This window comes from Caulobacter ginsengisoli, assembly GCF_030814835.1.
Lineage (GTDB): Bacteria > Pseudomonadota > Alphaproteobacteria > Caulobacterales > Caulobacteraceae > Caulobacter > Caulobacter ginsengisoli.
Map to the genome: position 1 here is coordinate 785797 of NZ_JAUSVS010000001.1, position 22109 is coordinate 807905.

22 protein-coding genes are annotated in these 22109 nt (G+C 68.7%); 14 read left to right on the top strand and 8 right to left on the bottom strand.

The genetic code is table 11. From position 1 onward, the window contains the following. Positions 1-9 precede the first annotated feature (9 nt). From bamA to QO010_RS03980, 9 genes are all read left to right on the top strand, one after another. Positions 10-2406: an outer membrane protein assembly factor BamA gene (bamA, locus tag QO010_RS03940; RefSeq protein ID WP_307346206.1), complete on the top strand. Its 2397-nt coding sequence runs from the start codon at positions 10-12 to the stop codon at positions 2404-2406. A gap of 6 nt (positions 2407-2412) precedes the next feature. Continuing rightward, positions 2413-3096, top strand: a complete 684-nt coding sequence (locus QO010_RS03945; protein WP_307346209.1) for an OmpH/Skp family outer membrane protein — start codon at positions 2413-2415, stop codon at positions 3094-3096. 153 nt (positions 3097-3249) lie between these two features. After that, entirely contained in the window at positions 3250-4272 is a 1023-nt protein-coding gene (lpxD, locus tag QO010_RS03950) for a UDP-3-O-(3-hydroxymyristoyl)glucosamine N-acyltransferase (RefSeq protein WP_307346211.1), read from the top strand. Then, on the top strand, positions 4272-4736 hold the full coding sequence (gene fabZ, locus QO010_RS03955; protein ID WP_307346213.1) for a 3-hydroxyacyl-ACP dehydratase FabZ: 465 nt from the start codon (positions 4272-4274) through the stop codon (positions 4734-4736). Before lpxD ends, fabZ begins: the two co-directional genes overlap by 1 nt. Further along, the gene (lpxA, locus tag QO010_RS03960; RefSeq protein ID WP_307346216.1) at positions 4733-5527 is read left to right on the top strand and encodes an acyl-ACP--UDP-N-acetylglucosamine O-acyltransferase; all 795 of its coding nucleotides are present in this window, start codon (positions 4733-4735) and stop codon (positions 5525-5527) included. The genes fabZ and lpxA overlap by 4 nt, the downstream gene beginning before the upstream one ends. A 4-nt stretch (positions 5528-5531) precedes the next feature. Then, entirely contained in the window at positions 5532-6371 is an 840-nt protein-coding gene (lpxI, locus tag QO010_RS03965; protein ID WP_307346218.1) for a UDP-2,3-diacylglucosamine diphosphatase, read from the top strand. Further along, positions 6368-7528 (top strand): lipid-A-disaccharide synthase, encoded by a 1161-nt coding sequence (gene lpxB / locus QO010_RS03970; RefSeq protein ID WP_307346221.1) that lies wholly within the window; start codon positions 6368-6370, stop codon positions 7526-7528. Before lpxI ends, lpxB begins: the two co-directional genes overlap by 4 nt. A gap of 1 nt (position 7529) precedes the next feature. Then, positions 7530-7949: a hypothetical protein gene (locus QO010_RS03975; protein WP_307346224.1), complete on the top strand. Its 420-nt coding sequence runs from the start codon at positions 7530-7532 to the stop codon at positions 7947-7949. Positions 7950-7975: 26 nt separating this feature from the next. Then, the gene (locus QO010_RS03980; protein WP_307346227.1) at positions 7976-8428 is read left to right on the top strand and encodes a hypothetical protein; all 453 of its coding nucleotides are present in this window, start codon (positions 7976-7978) and stop codon (positions 8426-8428) included. On the opposite strand, the gene gltA is transcribed toward QO010_RS03980, so the two are convergent. Beyond that, complete coding sequence (gene gltA / locus QO010_RS03985; protein ID WP_307346229.1) at positions 8425-9708, bottom strand: citrate synthase; 1284 nt, start codon at positions 9706-9708, stop codon at positions 8425-8427. The two genes, QO010_RS03980 and gltA, sit on opposite strands and share 4 nt — an antisense overlap. Positions 9709-9778: 70 nt before the next feature. Continuing rightward, positions 9779-11209: a glutamate--tRNA ligase gene (gltX, locus tag QO010_RS03990; RefSeq protein WP_307346231.1), complete on the bottom strand. Its 1431-nt coding sequence runs from the start codon at positions 11207-11209 to the stop codon at positions 9779-9781. Between gltX and QO010_RS03995 the strand changes: the two genes are divergently transcribed. Further along, positions 11133-13361, top strand: a complete 2229-nt coding sequence (locus tag QO010_RS03995) for a ComEC/Rec2 family competence protein (RefSeq protein ID WP_307346234.1) — start codon at positions 11133-11135, stop codon at positions 13359-13361. The two genes, gltX and QO010_RS03995, sit on opposite strands and share 77 nt — an antisense overlap. A 39-nt stretch (positions 13362-13400) precedes the next feature. Here the strand turns inward: QO010_RS03995 and lexA are convergent, their stop codons facing one another. The 4 genes from lexA to QO010_RS04015 all read right to left on the bottom strand — a co-directional run bounded on the left by lexA (position 13401) and on the right by QO010_RS04015 (position 16587). After that, positions 13401-14099 carry a transcriptional repressor LexA gene (gene lexA, locus QO010_RS04000; protein WP_307346235.1) on the bottom strand — a complete coding sequence of 233 codons (699 nt, stop codon included), beginning with the start codon at positions 14097-14099 and terminating at the stop codon, positions 13401-13403. 93 nt (positions 14100-14192) lie between these two features. Continuing rightward, complete coding sequence (gene trpC, locus QO010_RS04005) at positions 14193-14984, bottom strand: indole-3-glycerol phosphate synthase TrpC (protein ID WP_307346237.1); 792 nt, start codon at positions 14982-14984, stop codon at positions 14193-14195. Beyond that, the gene (trpD, locus tag QO010_RS04010) at positions 14984-15997 is read right to left on the bottom strand and encodes an anthranilate phosphoribosyltransferase (RefSeq protein WP_307346239.1); all 1014 of its coding nucleotides are present in this window, start codon (positions 15995-15997) and stop codon (positions 14984-14986) included. Before trpD ends, trpC begins: the two co-directional genes overlap by 1 nt. Then, positions 15997-16587, bottom strand: a complete 591-nt coding sequence (locus tag QO010_RS04015; RefSeq protein WP_307346242.1) for an anthranilate synthase component II — start codon at positions 16585-16587, stop codon at positions 15997-15999. Before QO010_RS04015 ends, trpD begins: the two co-directional genes overlap by 1 nt. Positions 16588-16669: 82 nt before the next feature. Here QO010_RS04015 and QO010_RS04020 point away from each other — a divergent pair, with 82 nt between their 5' ends. The 4 genes from QO010_RS04020 (at position 16670) to QO010_RS04035 (ending at position 18521) form a co-directional block, all read left to right on the top strand. Further along, complete coding sequence (locus QO010_RS04020; RefSeq protein ID WP_307346244.1) at positions 16670-16885, top strand: hypothetical protein; 216 nt, start codon at positions 16670-16672, stop codon at positions 16883-16885. 1 nt (position 16886) lies between these two features. Continuing rightward, positions 16887-17336 (top strand): GNAT family N-acetyltransferase, encoded by a 450-nt coding sequence (locus tag QO010_RS04025; protein WP_307346246.1) that lies wholly within the window; start codon positions 16887-16889, stop codon positions 17334-17336. 4 nt (positions 17337-17340) lie between these two features. Further along, positions 17341-18027, top strand: coding sequence for a VOC family protein (locus QO010_RS04030; RefSeq protein WP_307346248.1), 687 nt, complete (start codon positions 17341-17343; stop codon positions 18025-18027). A 224-nt stretch (positions 18028-18251) separates the two neighbouring features. Further along, complete coding sequence (locus QO010_RS04035; protein WP_307346251.1) at positions 18252-18521, top strand: hypothetical protein; 270 nt, start codon at positions 18252-18254, stop codon at positions 18519-18521. Between the two features lie 37 nt (positions 18522-18558). On the opposite strand, the gene trpE is transcribed toward QO010_RS04035, so the two are convergent. Next, on the bottom strand, positions 18559-20103 hold the full coding sequence (trpE, locus tag QO010_RS04040; protein WP_307346254.1) for an anthranilate synthase component I: 1545 nt from the start codon (positions 20101-20103) through the stop codon (positions 18559-18561). Beyond that, the gene (locus tag QO010_RS04045; protein WP_307346258.1) at positions 20100-22067 is read right to left on the bottom strand and encodes a peptidyl-prolyl cis-trans isomerase; all 1968 of its coding nucleotides are present in this window, start codon (positions 22065-22067) and stop codon (positions 20100-20102) included. Before QO010_RS04045 ends, trpE begins: the two co-directional genes overlap by 4 nt. Positions 22068-22109: the final 42 nt, after the last annotated feature.

Here is a 22109-nt window from a genome sequence, read left to right on the forward strand (position 1 = left end):
GGCTGCACTATGAAGCATTCTCGCGCCTACGGCGCCGCGTTCGTCTCCGGCCTGGCCCTGCTGCTGGGCACGACCAGTCTGACCGCGCCGACGGCTGCCTATGCGCAGTCGCAGACCGGCGTCGTCGACCGAATCGATGTCCAGGGCAATGAACGCATCGAGGCCGGGACGGTTCTGTCCTATCTGCCGATTCAGCCGGGCGACACCGTCGACGCGGCCAAGCTCGATGTGGCGCTGAAGACCCTTTACCGGACCGACCTGTTCGCCGACGTCAAGATCGACCTGCAGAACGGCGCCCTGGTGGTCCGCGTCGTCGAGAACCCGATCATCAACCAGGTGGTCTTCGAGGGGAACGGCAGCCTCAAGGACGACAAGCTGAAGGACGAGGTTTCGGTCCGTCCGCGCGGCATCTTCACCAAGGCCAAGGTCCAGGCCGACGTCCAGCGTATCATCGAGCTCTACCGCCGGGCCGGCCGCATCTCGGCCACCGTCACCCCCAAGGTCGTGGAACTGCCCCAGAAGCGGGTGGACCTGATCTTCGAGATCAACGAGGGCCCCAAGAGCGGCGTCCTGGACGTCAACTTCCTCGGCAACCAGGCCTATTCCGACAACGACCTGGCCGACGTGGTCGTGACCAAGGAAAGCCACTGGTACAAGTTCTTCTCGAACAACGACAACTACGACCCCGACCGGATCGAGTACGACAAGGAACAGCTGCGGAAGTTCTACCGCAACAAGGGCTATTACGACTTCCGGGTCGTGTCGGCGGTGGCCGAGCTGGCCCCCGACAAGAACGGCTTTGCGATCACCTACACCCTCGACGAGGGCAAGAAGTTCAAGTTCGGCAAGCTGTCGGTCGAGACCGAGCTGAAGAAGCTGGACGGCACGGTGCTGGCCCAGCTGCTGCCGATCCGCACCGGCCAGCTCTATGAAGACCAGAAGATCGAGCAGGCCACCGACGCCCTGACCTTTGCCGCGGGCGCGGCCGGGTTCGCCTTCGTCGACGTCCGCCCGCGCTACGTGCCCAACCGCGAGACCAACACGGTCGATGTGGTCTTCCAGGTCAAGGAAGGCCCGCGCGTCTATGTCGATCGCATCGACATCGTCGGCAACACCCGCACCCTGGACTATGTCATCCGCCGCGAACTGGAGGTGTCGGAGGGCGACGCCTACAACCGCGTGCTGGTCGACCGCTCCAAGAACCAGATCCGCTCGCTCGGCTTCTTCAAGGATGTCGACATCAGCGAAGTGCCCAGCGCTCAGCCTGACCGCACCAGCCTGCGGGTCAAGGTCGAGGAGCAGCCCACCGGGGAACTGTCGTTCAGCGCCGGCTACAGCTCGGTCGACAAGCTGGTCCTCGACCTGGGGGTCAGCGAGCGCAACTTCCGGGGCCGCGGCCAGAACCTGCGGGCCCGCATCTCGGTCGGCTCGCTGCGCCAGCAGATCGACTTCTCGTTCACCGAGCCGCGCTTCCTGGGCCGCGACCTGCGGGCCGGGGTCGACATCTATTCCTACAAGTACGACTTCAGCCGGCAGACGGCGTTCAACACCGCCTCGACGGGCGGCAACCTGCGCCTGGGCTTCCCGCTGACCAACGCGACCTCGATGTCGCTGACCTACACCCTGCGTCAGGACGAGGTGACGGTCGACTCCAGCTACTGCATTCCGGGCCAGGAGATCGTCTCGCCGATCCTCTGCGAGCAGCGGGGCGCCCGTATCACCTCGATGCTGGGCTACGGCCTGCGCATGGACCGCCGCAACGACCCGATCAATCCGACCCGCGGCTTCTATGTCGACCTGGAACAGGCGCTGGCCGGCGTCGGCGGCGACACCAACTATCTCAAGACCGAAGTCGATGGCGGCTGGTATCACGGCTTCAACAAGGACTTCATCCTCAGCCTGACCGGCGGTTTCGGCTATATCGACGGCTGGCGCGGCGACACGGTGCGGATCAACGACCGCTTCTACCGCGGCGGCAACACCTTCCGCGGCTTCGAGGTCGCCGGTATCGGTCCGCGCGACACGACCTTTGGCCGTGGCGACGCGCTGGGCGCCAAATTCTATGCCCTGGGCTCGGCCGAACTGACCATCCCGACCTATCTGCCCGAGCAGTATGGCATCAAGGCCTCGCTGTTCGCCGACGTCGGCACCGCCGGCGGCCTGGACAAGGTCGACAAGGAAGTGCGGCCGGGGGTGGTCGAGCAGTGCCTGATCAACCCCAGCAACACCTCCGGCCCGACCCGCGACTGTATCCAGGATGACTACGCGCTGCGGGCCACCGTGGGCCTGAGCGTCTTCTGGAAGTCGCCCATGGGGCCCATCCGCTTCGACTTCGGCCAAGTTTTGGCCAAAGAAGACTACGACAAGACCGAATCCTTCCGGTTCTCCACCTCCACAAGGTTCTAATCAGACATGACCGCCAAGAAGTTCGCCACGGCCGCCATCGGCGCCGCCGTCGCTCTCCTTATCGCCGACGCCGCGCTGGCCCAGGCCACGCCGCCGAAGCCCGCCGCCACGACCGGCGCCGCGGTCCCGCCCCTGAGCGCCGCGCCGCCCGCGACCGGCCCCAAGATTTCCTACGGTCCGGCCCTGCCGGGCATCTGCATCCTCAACCAGCAGCGCGCCGTCGTGCAGTCTATGGTCGGCAAGGCTGTTGGCACCCGCCTGCAGACCCTGACCGCCGCCGTCCAGGCCGAACTCAAGACCGAGCAGACCGCCATCGAGACCGAGGACAAGGCGATCAGCGCGGCCGAAAGCCAGCCGGGCGCTGACGCCCTGGCGCTGCAGCAGCGCCGTGAGATCCTGCAGGCCCGTTACAACGCCTATCAGCGCAAGGGTCAGGTTCGCGACCGCGAGCTGCAGATGACTCAGCAAAAGGCGCTGGGCCGTATCGAGACCGAAATGGGCCCGGTGATCGCCGCCGTCTATCAGGCGCGTGGCTGCTCGGTGATCCTGACCTCCGACGCCCTGGTCGTCGGCAACCCGGCGATGGATGTCACCGATCTGGTGGTCAAGGGCCTGGACGCCAAGATCCAGACCTTCGCCTTCGACCGCGAGCGCCTCGACCAGCCGGCCGCTCCGCCCAAGCCGAAGTGATCCGGCGGGCGTAAGCGCGCAGGCGCCAGACCCGGCCAGGTTCGGACAAATCGTCCGATCCTGGCCATCGGGGTCTCGATTCAAACGTTTAGAGCCTGTTCCGGCGGCGAAACCGCATACACTTCCGCCTGACGTGCTTTAGTCGAGGGAATCATGCCTGACGCCCGATTCTTCGAGTCCCTGGGGCCCGTCGCCCTTGGCGATCTGGCGACGCTCGCGGGCGCCGCCTCACCGCCGCCGCAGGTTGCGGACCGGCGCATCGAGCGTGCGGCGACCCTCGCGGGCGCCGGGCCCGGCGATGTAGCCTTCGTCACCAATCGCAAGCACCTGGCCGAGCTGAAGGCCAGCAAGGCCGGCGCCTGTTTCGTGCCCGCCGACCTGGCTGACGAGGTCCCGGACGGCTGTGTGGCCCTGGTCACCCGCATTCCGCAAGGGGCCTGGTCGCAGGCCGCCAACACCCTGCACCGGCCGATCGGCCATGCCGGCGAAGGGCCCGCGGTGCATCCCTCCGCCAGACTGGAAGACGATGTGGTCGTTTCGTTCGGCGCGGTGATCGGCGCCGGGGCCGAGATCGGCCGGGGAACCCGCATCGGGCCAGGGGCGGTAATCGGTCCGGGCGTGGCCATCGGCCGGGACTGCGTGATCGGCGCCCGGGCGGTCATCGGTTTTGCCCTGATCGGCGACCGGGTGAAGATCTATTCCGGCGCGGCGATCGGCGAGGCGGGCTTTGGCGCCACGGCCGGGCCGGGCGGGGTGATCGATATTCCGCAGCTGGGCCGGGTGATCCTGCAGGATGGCGTCACCATCGGCGCCAACAGCTGCGTCGACCGCGGCGCCTGGGACGACACCGTGGTCGGCGAGAACACCAAACTCGACAACCTGGTGCACATCGCCCACAACGTTCGCGTGGGTCGCAACTGCGTCATGGCCGCCTATACCGGCATATCCGGCAGCGTCACCATCGGTGACGGCGTAGCGTTCGGCGGCCGGGCCGGCGTGGCCGACCATGTCACCATCGGCGACGGGGCCCAGATCGCCGCGGCGGCCGGGCTGTTCCGGGATGTGCCGGCCGGAGAGACCTGGGCGGGCGTGCCGGCCCAGCCGTCGCGGGACTGGTTTCGCGAGCTCGCCTGGATTCGCAAGTCCATGAAGCAGAGCCGCAAGGGGGACGCCTGATGAGCGAAGAGACGCAAGGCCGCATCGATTTCGGCATCGACGAGATTTTGAAGCGCATCCCGCACCGCTACCCCTTCCTGCTGGTCGACCGGGCCGAGGACTATCGCGCCTTCAAGTCCATTGTCGGCTTCAAGTGCGTGACGGTGAACGAGCCCTTCTTCCCGGGCCACTTCCCGGGCAACCCGGTGATGCCCGGCGTGCTGATCGTCGAAGCCCTGGCCCAGACGGGAGCGGTGCTGATGTCCAAGTCCCTGGACGTCGACATCGACAAGACGCTGATCTTCTTCATGTCGGTCGACAACGCCCGCTTCCGCCAGCCGGTGCGGCCGGGCGATGTGCTGCGCATGGAGGTCGAGGTGACCCGGGCGCGGGGCGATGTCTTCAAATTCGCCGGCAAGGCGCTGGTCGAGGGCAAGCTGGCGGCCGAGTGCGAGTTCGCGGCCATGCGTGGAGAGCGCAAGTGACCACCATCCACCCCACAGCCCTGGTCGATCCCGGCGCGCGGCTCGGCGCGGACGTCGAGATCGGACCCTACTGCATCGTGGGCGCCACCGTGACCCTGGGCGATCGGGTGAAGCTGGCCAGCCATGTCTCGATCCAGGGCGTGACCTCGATCGGCGCCGACTGCGTGGTGCATCCCTTCGCCGTCCTGGGCGGACCGCCGCAGCACACCGGCCACAAGGGGGAAGCTACCCGGCTGGAGGTCGGCGAGCGCAACGTCATCCGCGAGCATTCGACCATGCACACCGGCACGGTCATGGGCCATGGGGTGACGAAGATCGGCTCGGACGGCCTGTTCATGGCCGGCAGCCATGTCGCCCATGACTGCGTGGTCGGCGATCGCGTGGTCCTGGCCCAGGGCGCCATCATCGGCGGCCATGTGACGGTCGAGGATTTCGTCTTCATCGGGGCCATGGCGGGCGCCCACCAGTTCTCGCGCATCGGCCGCTACGCCTTCATCGGCGGATTGGCGGCGGTGACCAAGGACGTCATCCCCTACGGCTCGGTCTGGGGCAACCATGCCCATCTCGAGGGGCTGAACCTGATCGGGCTCAAGCGCCGCGGCTTCACCCGCGAGGCGATCAACACCCTGCGGTCCGCCTACCGCCTGATGTTCGCCGACGAAGGCACCTTCCAGGAGCGGCTGGACGATGCGGCCGAGCTCTATGGCCACAATGCCGAGGTGATGGAGATCATCGCCTTCATCCGCGCCGACGCCAACCGGCCGCTCTGCCTGCCCGAACGCGAGGTCTGATCCGTTGCGCAAGTTGGGACTGATCGCCGGCGGCGGCGGACTGCCCGCGCAGATCGCGGCCCAGTGCCGGGCGGCGGGGCGACCCTATTTCGTCATCCGGCTGAAAGGCTTCGCCGACGACGGCGTGGCGGGCCATCCGGGGGTCGATATCGGCATCGGCGAGCTGGGCAAATGCTTCAAGACCCTGCGCAAGGAGGCTTGCGAGGCGGTCTGTTTCGCCGGCACGGTGGCGCGGCCCGATTTCGCCACCCTGATGCCGGACGCCCGCGGCCTGGCGGCGCTGCCAGGCATCGCCATGGCCGCCCGCAAGGGTGACGACGCCCTGCTGCGCCGGCTGCTCGAGGAGTTCGAGAAGGAAGGCTTCGTTATCGAGGGCGCCCACCAGGCGGTCGAGGACCTCACCCTGCCGCTGGGCCTGCTGGGCCGGCATGCGCCCAGCGCCGAGCATCGCGCGGACATCGAGCGGGCCCTCGTCGTCGCCAGGACCATCGGCGAACTGGACGTGGGGCAGGGGGCGGTGGTCTGCAACGGCCTGGTCCTGGCGGTCGAGGCCCAGGAAGGCACCGACGCCATGCTGCGCCGGGTGGCCGAACTGCCCGCCGCCATTCGCGGCGAACCTGGCCGCTATCGCGGGGTGCTGGCCAAGGCCCCCAAGCCGATCCAGGAGGTCAAGGTCGACCTGCCGACCATCGGTGTGGCTACCCTGCAGCGCGCCGCCCGGGCCGGGCTGGCCGGCATAGTCGGCGAGGCCGGGCGGCTGTTGGTGGTCGATCGGGAGTCCGTCATCGCGACGGCCGATGACCTGGGCCTCTTCGTCATGGGCGTGGAGCCGCGCGCATCGTGAGCCAACCGCTGACCGTGATGCTGGTGGCGGCCGAGGCGTCCGGCGACGCCCTCGGCGCACGGTTGGCCCAGGCCCTGCGCCGGCGGCTGGGCGAGGGCGTGCGGTTCGTCGGGGTCGGCGGCCCCAAGATGGCGGCCGAGGGCGTGGCCAGCCCCTTCGACATCGGCGAGCTTTCGGTGCTGGGCCTGGTCGAGGGGCTGATGACCTGGCGCAAGGCGGTGCGGCGGGCCAACGAGACCGTCGAGCTGGCGGTGCGCGAGCAGCCGGACGTCGCAGTCCTGATCGACTCCTGGGGCTTCACCCTGCGGGTCGCCACGCGCCTGCGCAAACGCCTGCCGGGCCTGAAGCTGGTCAAGTATGTCGGTCCCCAGGTCTGGGCCAGCCGGCCGGGCCGGGCCAAGACCCTGTCGGCGACCGTCGACCTGCTGCTGGCCACCCAGCCGCTGGACGCGCCCTTCTACGAGCCTCACGGCCTGCCGGTGGTTTTCGTGGGAAATCCAGCGCTTGCACGGGACTTCTCAAGCACCGACGGCGCGCGTTTCCGCGAGGCGATCGGCGCCGGGCCGGACGAGCCGGTGCTGCTGGTGCTGCCCGGCAGCCGGCCCAGCGAAATCCAGCGGATCATGCCGATCTTCGAGGACACGGTGAACCGGCTGAAGGCCGCGCGGCCCGATCTGCTGGTCGCCGTGGCGGCGGCGGGCACGGTGGCCGACACGGTCAAGGCCCGGGTCGCCGGCTGGCCGCACCGGGCCCATGTCATCGAGGATGGCGGAACCAAGGATGACGCCATGGTCGGCGCGACGGTCGCCCTGGCCTGCAGCGGCACGGTGACGACAGAGTTGGCGCTCGCGGGCTGTCCGATGGTGGTCGGCTATCGGCTGGGCGGCCTGACCTACGCCCTGCTCAAGCCGCTGTTCAAACCCAAGTGGATCACGCTCTTCAACATCGCCGCAGACCGTGAGGTGGCGCCGGAGTTCCTGCAGGACCTCTGCACACCCGAGAACCTAGCCGAGGCTCTGGCCTGGCTGCTGGACGATCCGACCCGCCGGGCCAGTCAGATCGAAGGGCAGTTCACCGCCCTGGACGCCATGGGCCGGGGTATTCCCGACCCGTCGGAGGCGGCGGCGGACGCGATCCTCGCCCTGGTGAATACCTGACATGACCGCTCGCCTGGCGATGGTGGCCGTCCTGGGGTTTTTCAGCGTGGCTTGCCGTCCGGCAGAGCCGCCGCCGCTGGTGTCGGTGCACGATCTGGCGATCTCGTCGCCCGGCGACTATCCGCCGGTCGTCCGGCTCAAGGCGCGGGTGGGGGCCAGCATTGAGTCCATGTTCGTCGAGGATCTTTCATGCGCTGACCCCTGCGGTGAGAGCTACAGCCTCACGGGCAAGTATCCGGACATCGTCCGAATCCGCGGGGCGCTCATCCCGGCGCAGGGCGGCGGGGCGTCGGCCCAGGCCGTCCTGGTCGTCAGCCCCAGGTACCTGACGCATCCCAAGCTGGGCCGAGGGCGAACCCAACCCATGCTGGCCTGGGTCGAACTCGTGCGGATTGAGCAACTCGGGCCGTCCGTCCGATGAAAGGCCGCCCTCTGGCCGTGACCTGCTTGGCGGTCGTGCTGTCAACCGGTGCGGCCAGGGCGGATGTGACAGGTTCGCCGACGCTGCGAGAACCTCCCAAGGGCTGCTCGACCACGAACCTGGCGAAGCTGCCGCGCCTGATACGGGCGGCCAAGGGCGGCGAGGTGTGCTTTGTCGCCAAGGTCTATTCTGTGTCGGACCGCATCCGTCTGGTCGATCGGCGGTATGAAGCGGGCGAAGATCCGTCAGGGGTCTTCCTCGAAGCCGATCTGGCAGCCTATGCCGGCGACTCACGCAATCTCAGATACGGCGACGTCGTGAGGGTGACCGGGCGACTGTCGCTCAACCGGCTGTGCTGGGAAGAACCTCTGGCCTTCTGCGCCCCGGCGCGTCGGCCGGGAACCTTGACCGGCGGACGGATCGTCAAGATCGCGTCCGCCCGGCCTGGCGAAGTCGCTCCGTGGGAAGCGGCGCCCTAGCCCCGCTTGTCGATCCCGACATAGTCGCGCTGGGTCGGGCCGGTATAGAGCTGGCGCGGCCGGCCGATCTTGCGCTGGGGATCCTCGAACATTTCCTTCCACTGGCTGATCCAGCCCACGGTGCGGGCCAGGGCGAACAGCACGGTGAACATGGTCGAGGGGAAGCCCATCGCCCGCAGGGTGATGCCCGAATAGAAGTCGATGTTCGGATAGAGCTTGCGGTCGATGAAGTAGGGGTCGCTGAGCGCGATCCGCTCCAGTTCCATGGCGATCTTCAGCAGGGGGTCGTCGCCGTGGCCGATCTCGTCGAGGACCTCATGGCAGGTCTGCTGCATGACCTTGGCCCGCGGGTCGAAGTTCTTGTACACCCGATGGCCAAAGCCCATCAGCTTGTATTTGCGGTCCTTCACGCCCTGCACATAGGCGGGGATGTTCTCGACGCTGCCGATTTCCTCCAGCATCTCCAGGGCTTCCTGGTTGGCGCCGCCATGGCTGGGCCCCCAGAGGCAGGCGATGCCGGCGGCGATACAGGCGAACGGATGGGCGCCCGACGAGCCGGCCAGGCGCACGGTCGAGGTCGAGGCGTTCTGCTCATGATCGGCGTGCAGGATGAAGATGCGGTCCATCGCCTTGGTCAGGACGGGGTTGGGGACCCAGTCCTCGGCCGGCACGGCGAAGCACATGCGCAGGAAGTTTTCCGAATAGCTGAGGTTGTTGCGCGGCGAAACGAACGGCTGGCCCATATGGTATTTGAACGCCCGGGCCGCGATGGTCGGCATCTTGGCGATCAGGCGATGGGCCGAGATTTCCCGCTCGCGGGCGTCGTCGACATTGATGCTGTCGGCGTAGAAGGCCGAGAGGGCCCCCACGGCGCCGGTCATGATCGCCATCGGGTGAGCATCCCGACGGAAGCCCTGGAAAAAGCTGTCGAACTGCGCGTGCAGCATGGTGTGGTAGGTGATGTTCTTCTCGAACTTGGCGAACTCGTCAGCCTTGGGCAACTCGCCGTTCAGCAGCAGGTAGCAGACCTCCAGGAAGCTGGACTTGTCGGCCAGCTGCTCGATCGGATAGCCGCGATGCAGCAGCACGCCGGCGTCGCCGTCGATATAGGTGATCTTGCTCTCGCAGCTGGCTGTCGAGGTGAAGCCGGGGTCGAAGGTAAATCGGTCGGAGTCCGCATATAGCTTGCGGACGTCGAGCACATCGGGGCCCAACGTCCCCTTGATCACCGGCACTTCGTAGCTGTCGAGGCCGATGGTCAGCATAGCCTTGTCGCTCATGCGATTTCCTTCCCGGAACACACACAAAATCAGAGTTCGAACAACCGTTCGGTCGACGCCTTATAGCGCGTCACGCGCCTAGCGAAAGCGCGTCTTCGAGCCGGCCCATCGCCTCGTTCGGACCGAGGGCGAAAAGCGTCTTGGCCAGATCGGGCGAGGGCAGGCCGCCGGTCAAGGCCGCCCGCAGCGCCGGAGCGAATTTGCCGAAACCGACGCCTTCGGACTCGGCGAAAGTCTTGAGGACTGCCTCCAGTTCCGGCGTCGACCAGGCCGCGCCCTCAAGTAGCGGTTTGAGGCGTCTCAGCCGCTCGGCGGTTTCGCCGGAAAGCTGCGCCCTGCCCTTGTCGTCCAGGGGCAACGGCCGGGCGGCGAACAGGAAGGCGGCCTGGTCGGCCAGTTCCAGCACGGTCTTGCCGCGATCCTTGAGCACCGGCATGGCATGCAGCAGCTGGGCCTGCTGCTCATTGGTCAGCAGCTGGCCCCGCCTGACCATGGCCGCGCAGACCAGGGCGGTCAGCCGCCCATCGTCGGCCTGGCGGATGTAGTGGCCGTTGATGAAGTTCAGCTTGTCGAAATCCATCCGGCCGGGCGCGCGCAGCCCGTCGGCGATATCGAACCATTCGATCGCCTGCTCGTCCGAGAAGATTTCGTCGTCGCCATGGCTCCAGCCCAGCCGCGCCAGATAGTTGCGCATGGCTTCGGGCAGGTAGCCCAGTTCGGCGAATTCGCCGACCGCCTGAGCGCCGTGGCGTTTGGAGAGCTTGGCCCCATCGGCGCCGTGGATCATCGGCACATGGGCGAAGGCGGGCGTTTCCCAGTCCAGGGCCTGGTAGATCAGCTTCTGGCGGGCGGCGTTGTTGAGATGGTCGTCGCCGCGGATGACATGGGTGATCCCCATGTCATGGTCGTCCACGACGACCGCCAGGTTGTAGGTCGGCACGCCGTCCGAGCGCAGCAGCACCAGGTCGTCGAGGTCGCGGTTGTGGAAGCTGACCCGGCCCTGGACCAGATCGTCGATCACCGTGTCGCCCGTTAGCGGGCCCTTGAAGCGAATGGCATGGGGCGTCGCCTCCAGGCCGGGCTTGGGGGTCTTGTCACGCCAGGGCGAGCGCAGGGCGTGACCGGCCGCGCGGGCCTTTTCGCGCTCGGCGGCGGTTTCGTCGGGCGTCATCCAGCAGCGATAGGCGCGGCCGGCGGCCAGCAGCTGGTCCACCGCCTGGCGATGGCGTTCGGCTCTGGCGAACTGGAAAGTCGGCGGCTCGTCGGGATTGAGGCCCAGCCAGGCCAGACCGTCCAGAATCACCTGGACATTGGCCTCGGTCGAGCGTTCGCGGTCGGTGTCCTCGATGCGGACCAGGAAGCGCCCACCGCAGTGGCGCGCGTAAAGGTAGTTGAACAACGCCGTTCTCGCGGTTCCAATATGCATGGAGCCGGTGGGCGAGGGGGCGATACGGGTGACGACGCCGGCGGAACCGGAACGTTTGGGCGGGTCTTGGGACATTGTTTCGAGGCTACGGCTCTGGGCGGGCGGTCTTAGCACGCTGGTTTCGCGCCGTCCCAGCGTTCGTGAGGCGGCCGGTTGGCTGGCGGCGCAGGGCGCGCGGCAGGCCGATCGCTGGACCCTGTGGACACCCGTCGCCCTGGGGTTGGGGGCGGCTGGCTACCTGGCCCTGAAAACCGAACCGCCGCTGTGGCTGCTGATCGACATCGCCGCGCCGCTGGTGCTGGTGGCGGTGTGGTCGGCCCGGCGGGGGCACAATCGCGCCATCGTGACGCTGCTGGTCCTGTTGGCCTGCGCCGCCTGCGGGGCCCTGGCCGGCAAGGTTCGGGCCGAGCGGGTGCGCACGCCGGTCGCGCCGGCCTCCAGCCGGGTGCGGGTCATCGAGGCCTGGGTGGTCGATGTCGCCAGCCCGGGGACTTCCGGGCCGCGCCTGGTGCTGGCGCCAGTGTGGATTTCCGGGCTGGAGCCGGAGGAGACGCCCAAGCGCATCCGGGTCAGCCTGCGCCAGGGCGAGACGCCGGCGCCGGGCAGCGCCATCACGCTGAAGGCTATCGTCGGGCCACCGCCACCGCCGGCCAGCCCGGGCGCCTACGACTTCAGCCGCGACGCCTGGTTCGACGGCATTGGCGGGGTCGGATTCGGACTCACGGCGCCTGAGGCGGTGAGCGACCTGCCGGCGCCGCCCGGCCGCCTGGCCTGGCAGATGCGGGTCAACCGCGTCCGCTGGGACCTGGCCCAGAAGATCTATGCCGACACCGGGCCCAAATCCGGCGGCCTGGCGGCAGCCATGGTCACCGGCTACGAGGCCTGGATACCCAAGGCCCAGGTCGATGACATGCGCGCCTCGGGCCTGGCCCACATCATCTCGATCTCGGGCCTGCACATGGCCATCGTCGGCGGGGCTGTGTTCTTTCTGGTCCGACTGTTAGTGGCGCTCTGGCCCTGGCTGGCCCTGCGGGTTCCCGGCAAGAAGATCGCCGCCGTCGCGGGCCTGGCGGCGGTGGGGCTCTATTTGGTGATCTCCGGCTCGCCGCCGCCGGCGGAGCGGGCGGCGATGACCGCGGCGGTGGCCTTCCTGGCCATCCTGGCCGACCGGCGGGCGATCAGTCTGCACGCCCTGGCGGTGGCCGCCCTGGTGATCCTGCTGCTGCAGCCGGAATCGGCCAGCGAGCCGGGCTTCCAGATGTCGTTCTCGGCCACCGCCGCCCTGGTGGCCCTGGCCGAGCTCTGGCCCCAGCCGGTGCGGGAAATCTCGGCCCCCTGGTGGATTCGCGCGCCCCAGGCCGTGGGCGTCTGGATCGCCGCCAGCCTGGCCGCCAGCTTCGTGGCCGGCGCGGCCACGGGGCCCTTCGCCATGCACCACTTCAACCGCATGGCCAGCTGGGGCCTCTTCGCCAATCTGGCCGTCGCGCCGCTGTCCTCCTTCGTCATCATGCCCTTCCTGGCGCTCGGCGCGGCCCTGGAGCCGCTGGGCTTGGGCCGGCCCTTCCTGCAGGTCGCCGGCTGGGGCATCGGGGCGATGACCGACATCAGCCACGGCGTCGCCGGCGCGCCTTTAGCCCAGGTGATCGTCGCCAGCGGCCCGGCCTGGACCCTGGTGGTTTCCTTCCTGGGCATGATGTTCCTCTGCCTGTGGCGCGGGCCCTTGCGGTGGCTGGGCCTGCCGATGGCCCTCTGCGTGGCGCTGTGGCCCAAGCCGACGCCGCCCGACGTGTGGATCGGCGACGACGGCTCCGCGATAGCGGTGCGGGACGGCAAGCAGGCGGTGCTGCCCAGGCCCAAGGCCCGGCGGTTCGCGGCCGATCTGTGGGCGCGCCGGCGCGGGCTGGAGAGCGTGGAGGCGACGGAGCTGCAGTTCACCTGCAACCGCTCCTGGTGCCTGCCGGTCGACGGCTCGGTGGCGATCTGGGCGATGCGCAAGGCGCCGAGCGAGGCTCAGGCGATGATCCTTTGCGATGCGGCGGATGTGGTGGTGTTCCGCTCGGACGCGCCCTGGAGCGGGTGCCCGGGCAAGGTGGTGCTCAGCCGCGTGGACTTCGAGCGGGGCGGGGCGGCGGAACTTTGGAAGGTTGGGAACGACTGGCGGGTGGTCTGGGCGCAGGACCTGCGCGGCCATCGGCCCTGGACGGGCGGGGTAGGGGACACAGAATGAGGGACATGTTCGGCGTGCGGCCGAACATGTCCCCTTCTGTCAGTGATACCGCCGGATCAGCCCGACCAGCTTGCCCTGCACCTGCACTTGGTCGGGGTTGTAGATCTGGGTCTGGTATTTCGGGTTGGCGGCTTCCAGGGCGACCGAGCCGCCCTTGCGGCGCAGGCGCTTGAGGGTGGCTTCCTCGCCCTTGACGAGGGCCACGACGATCTCGCCGGTGTTGGCGCTGTCGGTCTTGCGGATCACCACATAGTCGCCGTCCAGGATGCCGGCGTCGACCATCGAGTCGCCGTTGACCTCCAGCACGAAGTGCTCGCCGGCCCCCAGGATGGTTTCGGGCACCTGCAGCCGGTCGCGTTCCTGCTGGATGGCCTCGATCGGCGTGCCGGCGGCGATACGGCCCAGGATCGGCAGGTCGCGGGTGTCGTTGGCGATCATCGGTGGCGGCGGCGCCTGGCGCTCGCCCTCGATGACCTGGGGCTTGAAGGTCTGGCGCCCGCCCGAGGGGGCCGAGGTGGTGGCCTGCTGCGGCAGCTTCATCACCTCCAGCGCCCGGGCCCGGTGAGGCAGGCGGCGCAGGAAGCCGCGCTCTTCAAGCGCGGTGATCAGCCGGTGGATGCCGGACTTGGAGGCGAGGTCCAGGGCCTCCTTCATTTCATCGAAGGACGGCGACACGCCGGTCTCGCGGATCCGGTCATGGATGAACATGAGCAGTTCGTGTTGCTTGCGCGTGAGCATAACCGGAGCCTCGCCAACGAATCTGTCGCGGAACAAACCGCAAACGTTGTCGATGTTCTCTAGGTGTTCTTCGTTAATGTCAAGTTGACGGCCTTAGCCGCCCAGCAACGCCCTTGTCGCGGCCTCGACGTCGGCCTGGCGCATCAGGCTTTCACCCACCAGCATGGCCCTGGCTCCCGAACGTTCCAGCAACGCCGCATCCTGGGCGTTGGCGATACCGCTTTCGGTGACAAGCAGAGCGTTTTCAGGGGCTTTGGCCGCCAAACGGCCGGTGGCGCCGAGGTCGGTGACGAAGGTCCGCAGGTCGCGATTATTGACCCCGACCAGGCTGGCGCCGAGCGCGCCGGCCCGGGCCATTTCGGCCTCGTCATGCACCTCGACCAGGGCGTCCATGCCGAATCGGGCGGCCTCGCTCATCAGTTCGGCGGCCAGCGAATCGTCGACCATGGCCAGGATGACCAGGATGGCGTCGGCCCCCAGCGCCCGTGATTCGGCTGCCTGCCAGGGATCGACCAGGAAGTCCTTGCGGATCACCGGCAGGCCGACCGCGGCCCGGGCGGCGACCAGATAGTCCTCATGGCCCTGGAAGCTGGGCGCGTCGGTCAGCACCGACAGGCAGGCCGCGCCGCCGGCCTCGTAGGCTTTGGCGAGCGCCGGCGGGTCGAAATCGGCCCTGATAAGTCCCTTGGAGGGCGAGGCCTTCTTGATCTCGGCGATCAACGCCAAGCGTCCGGGCGCGTGGGCCCGCTCCAGCGCCGCCTTGAAGCCGCGCGGCGGATCGGCGGCCAGAGCCGCAGCCTCGACCTGCGCCTGCGGGCGGGCAGCCTTGCGCGCGGCCACCTCGTCCCGCTTGTAGGCAGCGATGCGGGTCAGGATGTCGGTCATCAGCCGTTGGTGACGGCGACCAGCCGGTCCAGGGCCTGCTGGGCGTGGCCCTCGTCGATGGCGTGGGCGGCCAGTTCGACGCCCTCGCGCAGGGTCTCGACCTTTTCGCCGACCAGGAAGGCGGCGGCGGCGTTGAGCAGCACGGTGTCGCGATAGGCGCTGGGCTTGCCCTGCAGCAGTTCCCGCAACGCCTGGGCGTTCTGGGCCGGTTCGCCGCCGGTGAGGTCGGCCAGGGCGGCGCGGGGCAGGCCGACGGCTTCCGGGGTGATGGTGAAGAGGCGGATCTGGCCATCGCGCCATTCGGCGACCTGGGTCTCGCCCGTGGTGGTCAGCTCGTCCATGCCCGCGCCGTGCACGACCCAGGCGCGGGTGGCGCCCAGCGCGCCCAGCACCTTGGCCAGCGGCTCGACCAGGCGGGGGGTAAAGACGCCCAGCACCTGCCGCTTGGCGCCGGCCGGATTGGAGAGCGGGCCCAGCAGGTTGAAGACGGTGCGGAAGCCCAGCTCCGCCCGGATCGGCTGCACATGGCGCATGGCCCCGTGGTGGGCGGGGGCGAACAGGAAGCAGATGTTGGCCTCGTCGAGGGCGCGCCGCTGCTGTTCCAGCCCGGCCTCGATATTGACGCCCAGCGCCGCCAGCACGTCCGAGGAGCCCGAGCGCGAGGAGAGGGCGCGGGTGCCGTGCTTGGCGATCTTCAGGCCTCCGCCGGCCGCCACCAGAGCCGAGGCGGTGGAGATGTTGTAGGTGTGCAGGCCGTCGCCGCCGGTGCCGCAGGTGTCCACGACATCGTAAGGCTGGTCCAGCATGCGGGCGGCCCGGCGCATGGCCCGGGCGCAGGCGGTGATCTCGCCGACCGTCTCGCCGCGCATGCGCATGGCGGTGACCGCCGCCCCGATCTGCGAGGGCGTCGGCTCGCCCCGCAGGCAGGCCGAGAAGAAGTCGTCGGCGTCGTCCTCGGAGAGGGTGGCCCCGTCGGCGAGGCGGCCCAGCAGCGGCTTGAAGGCGTCGGACATCAGACCTCCGCGAGGCGATGGACGCCCGCCTGTTCCAGGAAGTTGGCCAGAAGCTGGTGGCCGCCCTCGGTGGCGATGGATTCAGGATGGAACTGCACGCCGAATACGGGCCGGGTGCGGTGCTGGATGCCCATCACCTCGCCGTCCTCGGTCCAGGCGGTGACTTCCAGCTCGGCCGGGAAGGTCGCCGGGTCGATGGCCAGGCTGTGGTAGCGGGTGGCGGTGAAGGGGTTGGGCAGGCCCTTGAAGATGCCCTGGCCCTGGTGATGGATGGGGCTGACCTTGCCGTGCATGATCGACTTAGCCCGCACCACGTCGCCGCCATAGGCCTGGCCCATCGCCTGGTGGCCCAGGCACACCCCCAGGATCGGCAGGTCGTCCGGCGCGCCCCGCAGCAGGGGCAGACAGATGCCGGCCTGGTCGGGGGCCTTGGGGCCGGGCGACAGCAGCACCGCCTCGGGCCTCAGGCCAAACGCCTCCTGCACCGTCAGCGCGTCGTTGCGGTAGACGAGCGTCTCGGCCCCCAGCTCGTTCAGGTAATGGACGAGGTTGTAGGTGAAGCTGTCGTAGTTATCGATGACCAGGATCATGAGCCAAAGCTTCTAGGGGAGGGGGCTCGCTCCGCCAAGGGCGGCGTTGCAACGGCCATGGGCCAAAGCGCATCATGCCCTCATGTCGCCCGCCGATTCCGCCCTCGACCGCGAGGCCCTGTCCTACGCCCGGGCGCTCTTGAAACCGCCACTGCCGCGCGACCGTATCTGGCTGCTGCTGGCCGCCTCGGCCCTGGCGGCGGTCTCGGCCCTGTCGCTGGCGGTGGCCATCCCCTGGGCGGCGACCCAGGTGCGGGATGCGCCGGTGACCCGCGTGTCGCTCACGCCGGCGACCTAGGATGGCCATCGAGATCAGAATGCTGCGGGCGGGAGACGAGGCGACCCTGGCCAGGGTCGCGGACGAGGTCTTCGACAACCCCGTCGATCCTGACCTGACCCGGCAGTTCCTGGCCGATCCCCGCCACCACATCGCCGTGGCCATTGACGACGGCCTGGTCGTCGGCTTCGCCTCGGGCCTGGACTACGTCCATCCCGACAAGCCGGCCGAACTCTGGATCAACGAGGTCGGGGTGGCGCCCAGCCATCAGCGCCAGGGCCTGGGCCGCCGGGTGATGAAGGCGTTGTTCGCCGAGGGGCGGGCGAAGGGCTGCGGGACCGCCTGGGTGCTGACCGACCGGTCCAACACCGCGGCGCGGGCGCTCTACATCGCGCTCGATGGGGACGAGGGTGTCGACGAAGGGCCCGCCGACGCCATCGTCGGCTACGATTTCGATCTGGAGAACGGGTAGGGCGATGGAGCTGGCCAAGCCCCGGGTCGATATCGGCCTTTCGACCAACGACCTGCAGCCGATGCTCGCCTTCTGGCAGGGCCGGGTGGGCCTGCCCTTCGATCACGCCCTGCCGATCCGCAAAGGTCACGTCCAGCACCGGCACGACGCCCTGGGCTCGGTGCTGAAGATCAACCATCACGACGAGCCGCTGCCGGACGCGCCGCCGAGCGGCTATCGCGAACTGATCATCGCCCAGGCCGGCCGGACCGAGGCCGACTCTCTTACCGACCCGGACGGCAACCGCCTGTCGCGGGTCCCCCGGGGGCAGGACGGCATCGAGCAGGTCGCCATCCGGCTGGCCGTGCGCGACCTGGCGGCGCACCGCAGGTTCTATGGTCAAGCGCTTGGATTACCGGAAGAACCCCGACGGCGCGGCGCGGCCTTCCGGGCCGGCGAGACGCTGATCCTGCTGGAGGAGAGCCCCGACGCCCCGGCCGACGCCGGCATGCAGGGCAGGGGCTGGCGCTACATCACCTTCCAGGTCTTCAAGGTCGATGAGGTCCACGCGGCGGTGCTGGCCGCCGGCGGACGCGAGGCCCTGGCCCCGCTGACGCTGGGAACCACGGCGCGGATTTCGATGGTGCGCGATCCGGACGGCAATTGGATCGAGCTGTCGCAGCGGGCCTCGATCGTGGGCTCGCTCGACTAGGCTCCCGCCAGCCGGAACCAAACCCGCCGACGGCGGTTGCGACTGGGCAAGGCTTGGACGCGCCGTTCCCACGGCCCAGTCCACGGAGGGCTGCGGGAGGACGACGTGGGACGCCTTCGCCTTTGGGCAGGCAACCCTATTCCCTAATTCTCGGGCCCATCGGTTGGGCAGTCGACCAGGAGACGCCGCCGCGTGCGACGCGCTCCGATCCTTGGAGACCAAAAATGCGCCTTCCTGTCATCGCCGCCCTGGCCGTCGCCAGCCTGACCCTGATCGCCTGCTCGCAAAAGACCCAGGACAACGCCGCCGCGACCGGCGACGCCGCCGGCGCGACCGCCAGTTCCGCCGCCGCCGACACCGCCGCCAACACTCAGGGCGCGGCCGCCGCCACGGGTGAGGCCGTCGACAACGCCGCCGACAATACCGCGGACGCCGCCGCCACCGCCGGTCGCAAGGCCGACGCCGCCGCCGACGCGGCCGCCAAACAGAAGTAGCGCCCTGCCGGCGACCGTCGCTCTCGCTGAGCGGCGGTCAGCCGAACCGCCAGGCCTCCTGCGCCGCCCGGCGCAGGGCCTGGGACTTGTGCAGGGTCTCGTCGTATTCGGCGTCGGCGTCGCTGTCGGCGACCACGCCGCCGCCGGCCTGGACATACATCATGCCGTCCTTGATCAGGGCGGTGCGCAGCACGATGCAGGTGTCGACCGAGCCGTCGGCGCCGAAATAGCCGACCGCGCCGGCATAGGCGATGCCGCGCTTTTCGAGCTCCAGCTCGTCGATGATCTCCATGGCCCGCACCTTGGGCGCGCCCGACAGCGTGCCGGCGGGGAGGGCCGCCATCAGCACATCGACCGGGTCCAGGCCGTCCGGGGCGTCGCCCTCGACGTTGGAGACGATGTGCATCACGTGGCTGTAGCGCTCGACCACGAAGCTCTCGGTGACCCTGACCGCCGAGCCTTTGGTCCGGACGCTGGGTTCGTTGCGGCCGGCCTCGCGCAGCCGGGCGACCCGGCCCACATCGTTGCGGCCCAGGTCCAGCAGCATCAGATGCTCGGCCCGCTCCTTGGGATCGGCCAGCAGTTCGGCCTCGAGCGCGGCGTCCTCCTCCGGCGTCGCGCCGCGGGGGCGGGTGCCGGCGATGGGGCGGATGGTGATCTTACCGTCGCGCAGCCGGACCAGGATCTCGGGGCTGGAACCGACCAGCTGGAAGTCGCCGAAGTTCAGGAAGAACAGGAAGGGTGAGGGGTTGGTGCGCCGCAGCGAGCGGTAGAGGGCCAGCGGATCACGGTCGAAGGGCGCGCGGAAACGGTGGCTGGGCACCACCTGGAAGATGTCGCCGGCCTCGATGTACTGGCGGCAGTCGGCCACGATGCGGTGGTAGTCCTGGCGGCTGACAGGGCTGGTCAGGGTCAGCGGCTCGGCGGGCTCGGTCGTGGGTGGCGGGGCGGCAGGCAGCGGCGCGCGCAGATCCGCGTGGACCGCTTCGAGCCGGACGTTGGCGGCGGCGTAGGCGTCCTTGGCCGAAACGCCCCCGGCGGGCCGCACCGGCGTCACCAGCACGATCTCCTGGGCGATGGCGTCGAACACGGCCACCACCGAGGGGCGGATCATCACCGCGTCGGGCAGGCCAAGGGGGTCGGGATTGACGTCGGGCAGCTTCTCGACCAGCCGGATCATGTCGTAGCCGATGGCGCCATAGACCCCGGCGGCCGGCGGCGGCAGGCCGGCCGGCAGGTCGATGCGGGACTGGGCGACCAGGTCGCGCAGCGAGTCCAGCGCACCGCCGGTCTGGGGCTCAAAACGCCCGGCGGCGATGGCTTCGGGGCCCCTGGCGATCTCGGCCTGGTCGCCCCGGCAGCGCCAGACCAGATCCGGCTTCATGGCCAGGATCGAGTAGCGGCCGCGCCAGGCGCCGCCCTCGACGGACTCGAACAGGAAGGCGTAGGGCTGACCGGCCCCGATCTTCAGATAGGCCGAGACCGGGGTCTCCAGGTCGTCGATCAGCCGGGTCCAGACGACCTGTGGCGCGCCGGCGTCGTAGCCCTTCGCAAAGGCGTCAAACGCCGGCTCGCTGCTCACTTCTTCTTCTCAGCCTTCTTGTCGGTCTTCGGCTTGTCCGAATACTTCTTGGGATCCAGGCCCAGCGCCGTCAGGGCCAGGTCGCGGTGGATCTTGGGCTTGATCTTGGCCTGGCTGTAATCGGCCAGCTGCGGCGAGATATCCTGGGTCAGCTGGCGACCGAAGGCGCCCTTCTGGGTGGCGGTGAACATCGCCATCTGCTTGGGATCGCCGGTCCTGATCGCATCGATCCGGACCACCGCGATGCCCTTGGCGGTCGGCGCCAGGTAGGAGTTGCCGGTCTTCTGGCCCAGCAGGCCGGCGGTGAATTCGCGGCCGAACTCCTTGACATACTTGTCCTGCTCCTGGCGGCTGACGGCCGAGAGCTTGATCACGCTCAGGCCGGCCGACGCCGCCACGGCGTCGATCGACTCGCCCTTGGCGACCCGGGCCTGCAGGGCCTTGGCCTTGGCTTCCATGGCCTGGCCGGTGGCCCGCACCATGATCGCCTTGGTCAGCTTTTCCCGGATTTCGGCCAGCGGGGGCACGGTCGGCGGGGTGATCTTCTCCACGCGCACGGCGAAATAGACGCCTTTTTCGGTGGTCGACTCGGTGATGTCGCTGTCGGCCCCGGCGGCGGTTGTGAAGGCGGTCTTGATCAGGTCCGCCGACAGGCCGTCGATCGGCTTGGCCTGCTCGTCCAGGCCGTTGGCGGTGACCGGTCCGATGGTCCTGGGTTCGACGCCGGCCTTCCTGGCGGCCGCGGGCAGGGGCGCGCCGTCCTGGTGGGCGGTTTCGTAGGCGTCGGACACCTCGTAGGCCTTCTTGGCGGCCGCCTTCTCCTTCAGTTCGGTCTCGATCTCGGCGCGGGCGCTTTCCAGGGTGGCGACGACGCCGGGGGTGACCTTCTGGACCTTGAGCACCACGTAGCCGCCGAACTGGGTCTTCACCGGTCCGCTGATCTCGCCTTCCTTCAGGCCGAACGCCGCATTGGCGACGGCGGAGTCGGGGATGGCGGTCTTGGGCTTGTCGTCATAGGTGACGGCCTTGGCGCCGGTGGCGCGGGCCAGGGTCACCGGGTCGGCGCCGGCCTTCAGGCGGGCGGCGATGTCGGCGGCGGCCTTGAGGTCCTTGGCCGGGAACTGCACGACCGAGCGGGTCTCGGGCTTGGACAGGCTCTCCTTCTTGAAGTCGAACTGCTTTTGGACGGCGGCCGGGTCGACCGTGACCTTGTCCAGGAAATCCTTGGGATCGAACCGCACGACCGTCAGCGTCCGCATCTCGGGTCGGGTCCATTCGGAGGCGTGCGTCTTGAGGTAGGCCTGCAGCTGCTCGTCGGTCGGCTTGGCCGCCGCGGGGACGTCCTTCTCGTTGATCACGAAATAGCTGGCGTCGCGGGTTTCCGAGACATAGGCGGCGGCCAGCGAGGCATAGATGGCCGGGGCCTGCGAACCCAGCTGCAGCATGACGGCGAACTGGGTGGTGGCCAGCTGCTCCTTGAGGCCGTTTTCGTATTCGCCCGGCGAAACGCCGGTCTGCTGCTGGTTCTGGATCAGCAGGCGCTTGTAGGTGTCCGGATCGAACTGGCCGGTCACCGGATTGGCGAAGCTGGGGTCCTTGTGGACCATGGTCAGCAGCATCTTGTCGGAGGTGCGGAAACCCAGCCGGCTCAGCCATTCCCGGATGGTGCTCTGGATGGACAGGTTCTTGAGCACGTCCTTGTCCAGGCCGCCCTTGATGGCGTCCTCGAGGCTGATCGGCATCTGATACTGCTGCTCGGCCTGGCTCTTTTCGTCGTCGAAGGCCTTCTTGAATTCGGCCGGCGTGACGCTGTGCTTGCCGGCGGTGACCACCGCGCCGCTGAAATTGCCGCGGAAGGCGTCAAACTGACCCGAGGTGCCGGTCATCAAGAAAGCGATCATCAAGAGGATCATGACGCCGGCGGCGAGCGCGCTCTTGATCGTGTTGGTCAGCTTGTCGAACATGGAAGGACCTTGCATCCGGCGATGAGCGCCGCTCGGGCGGTA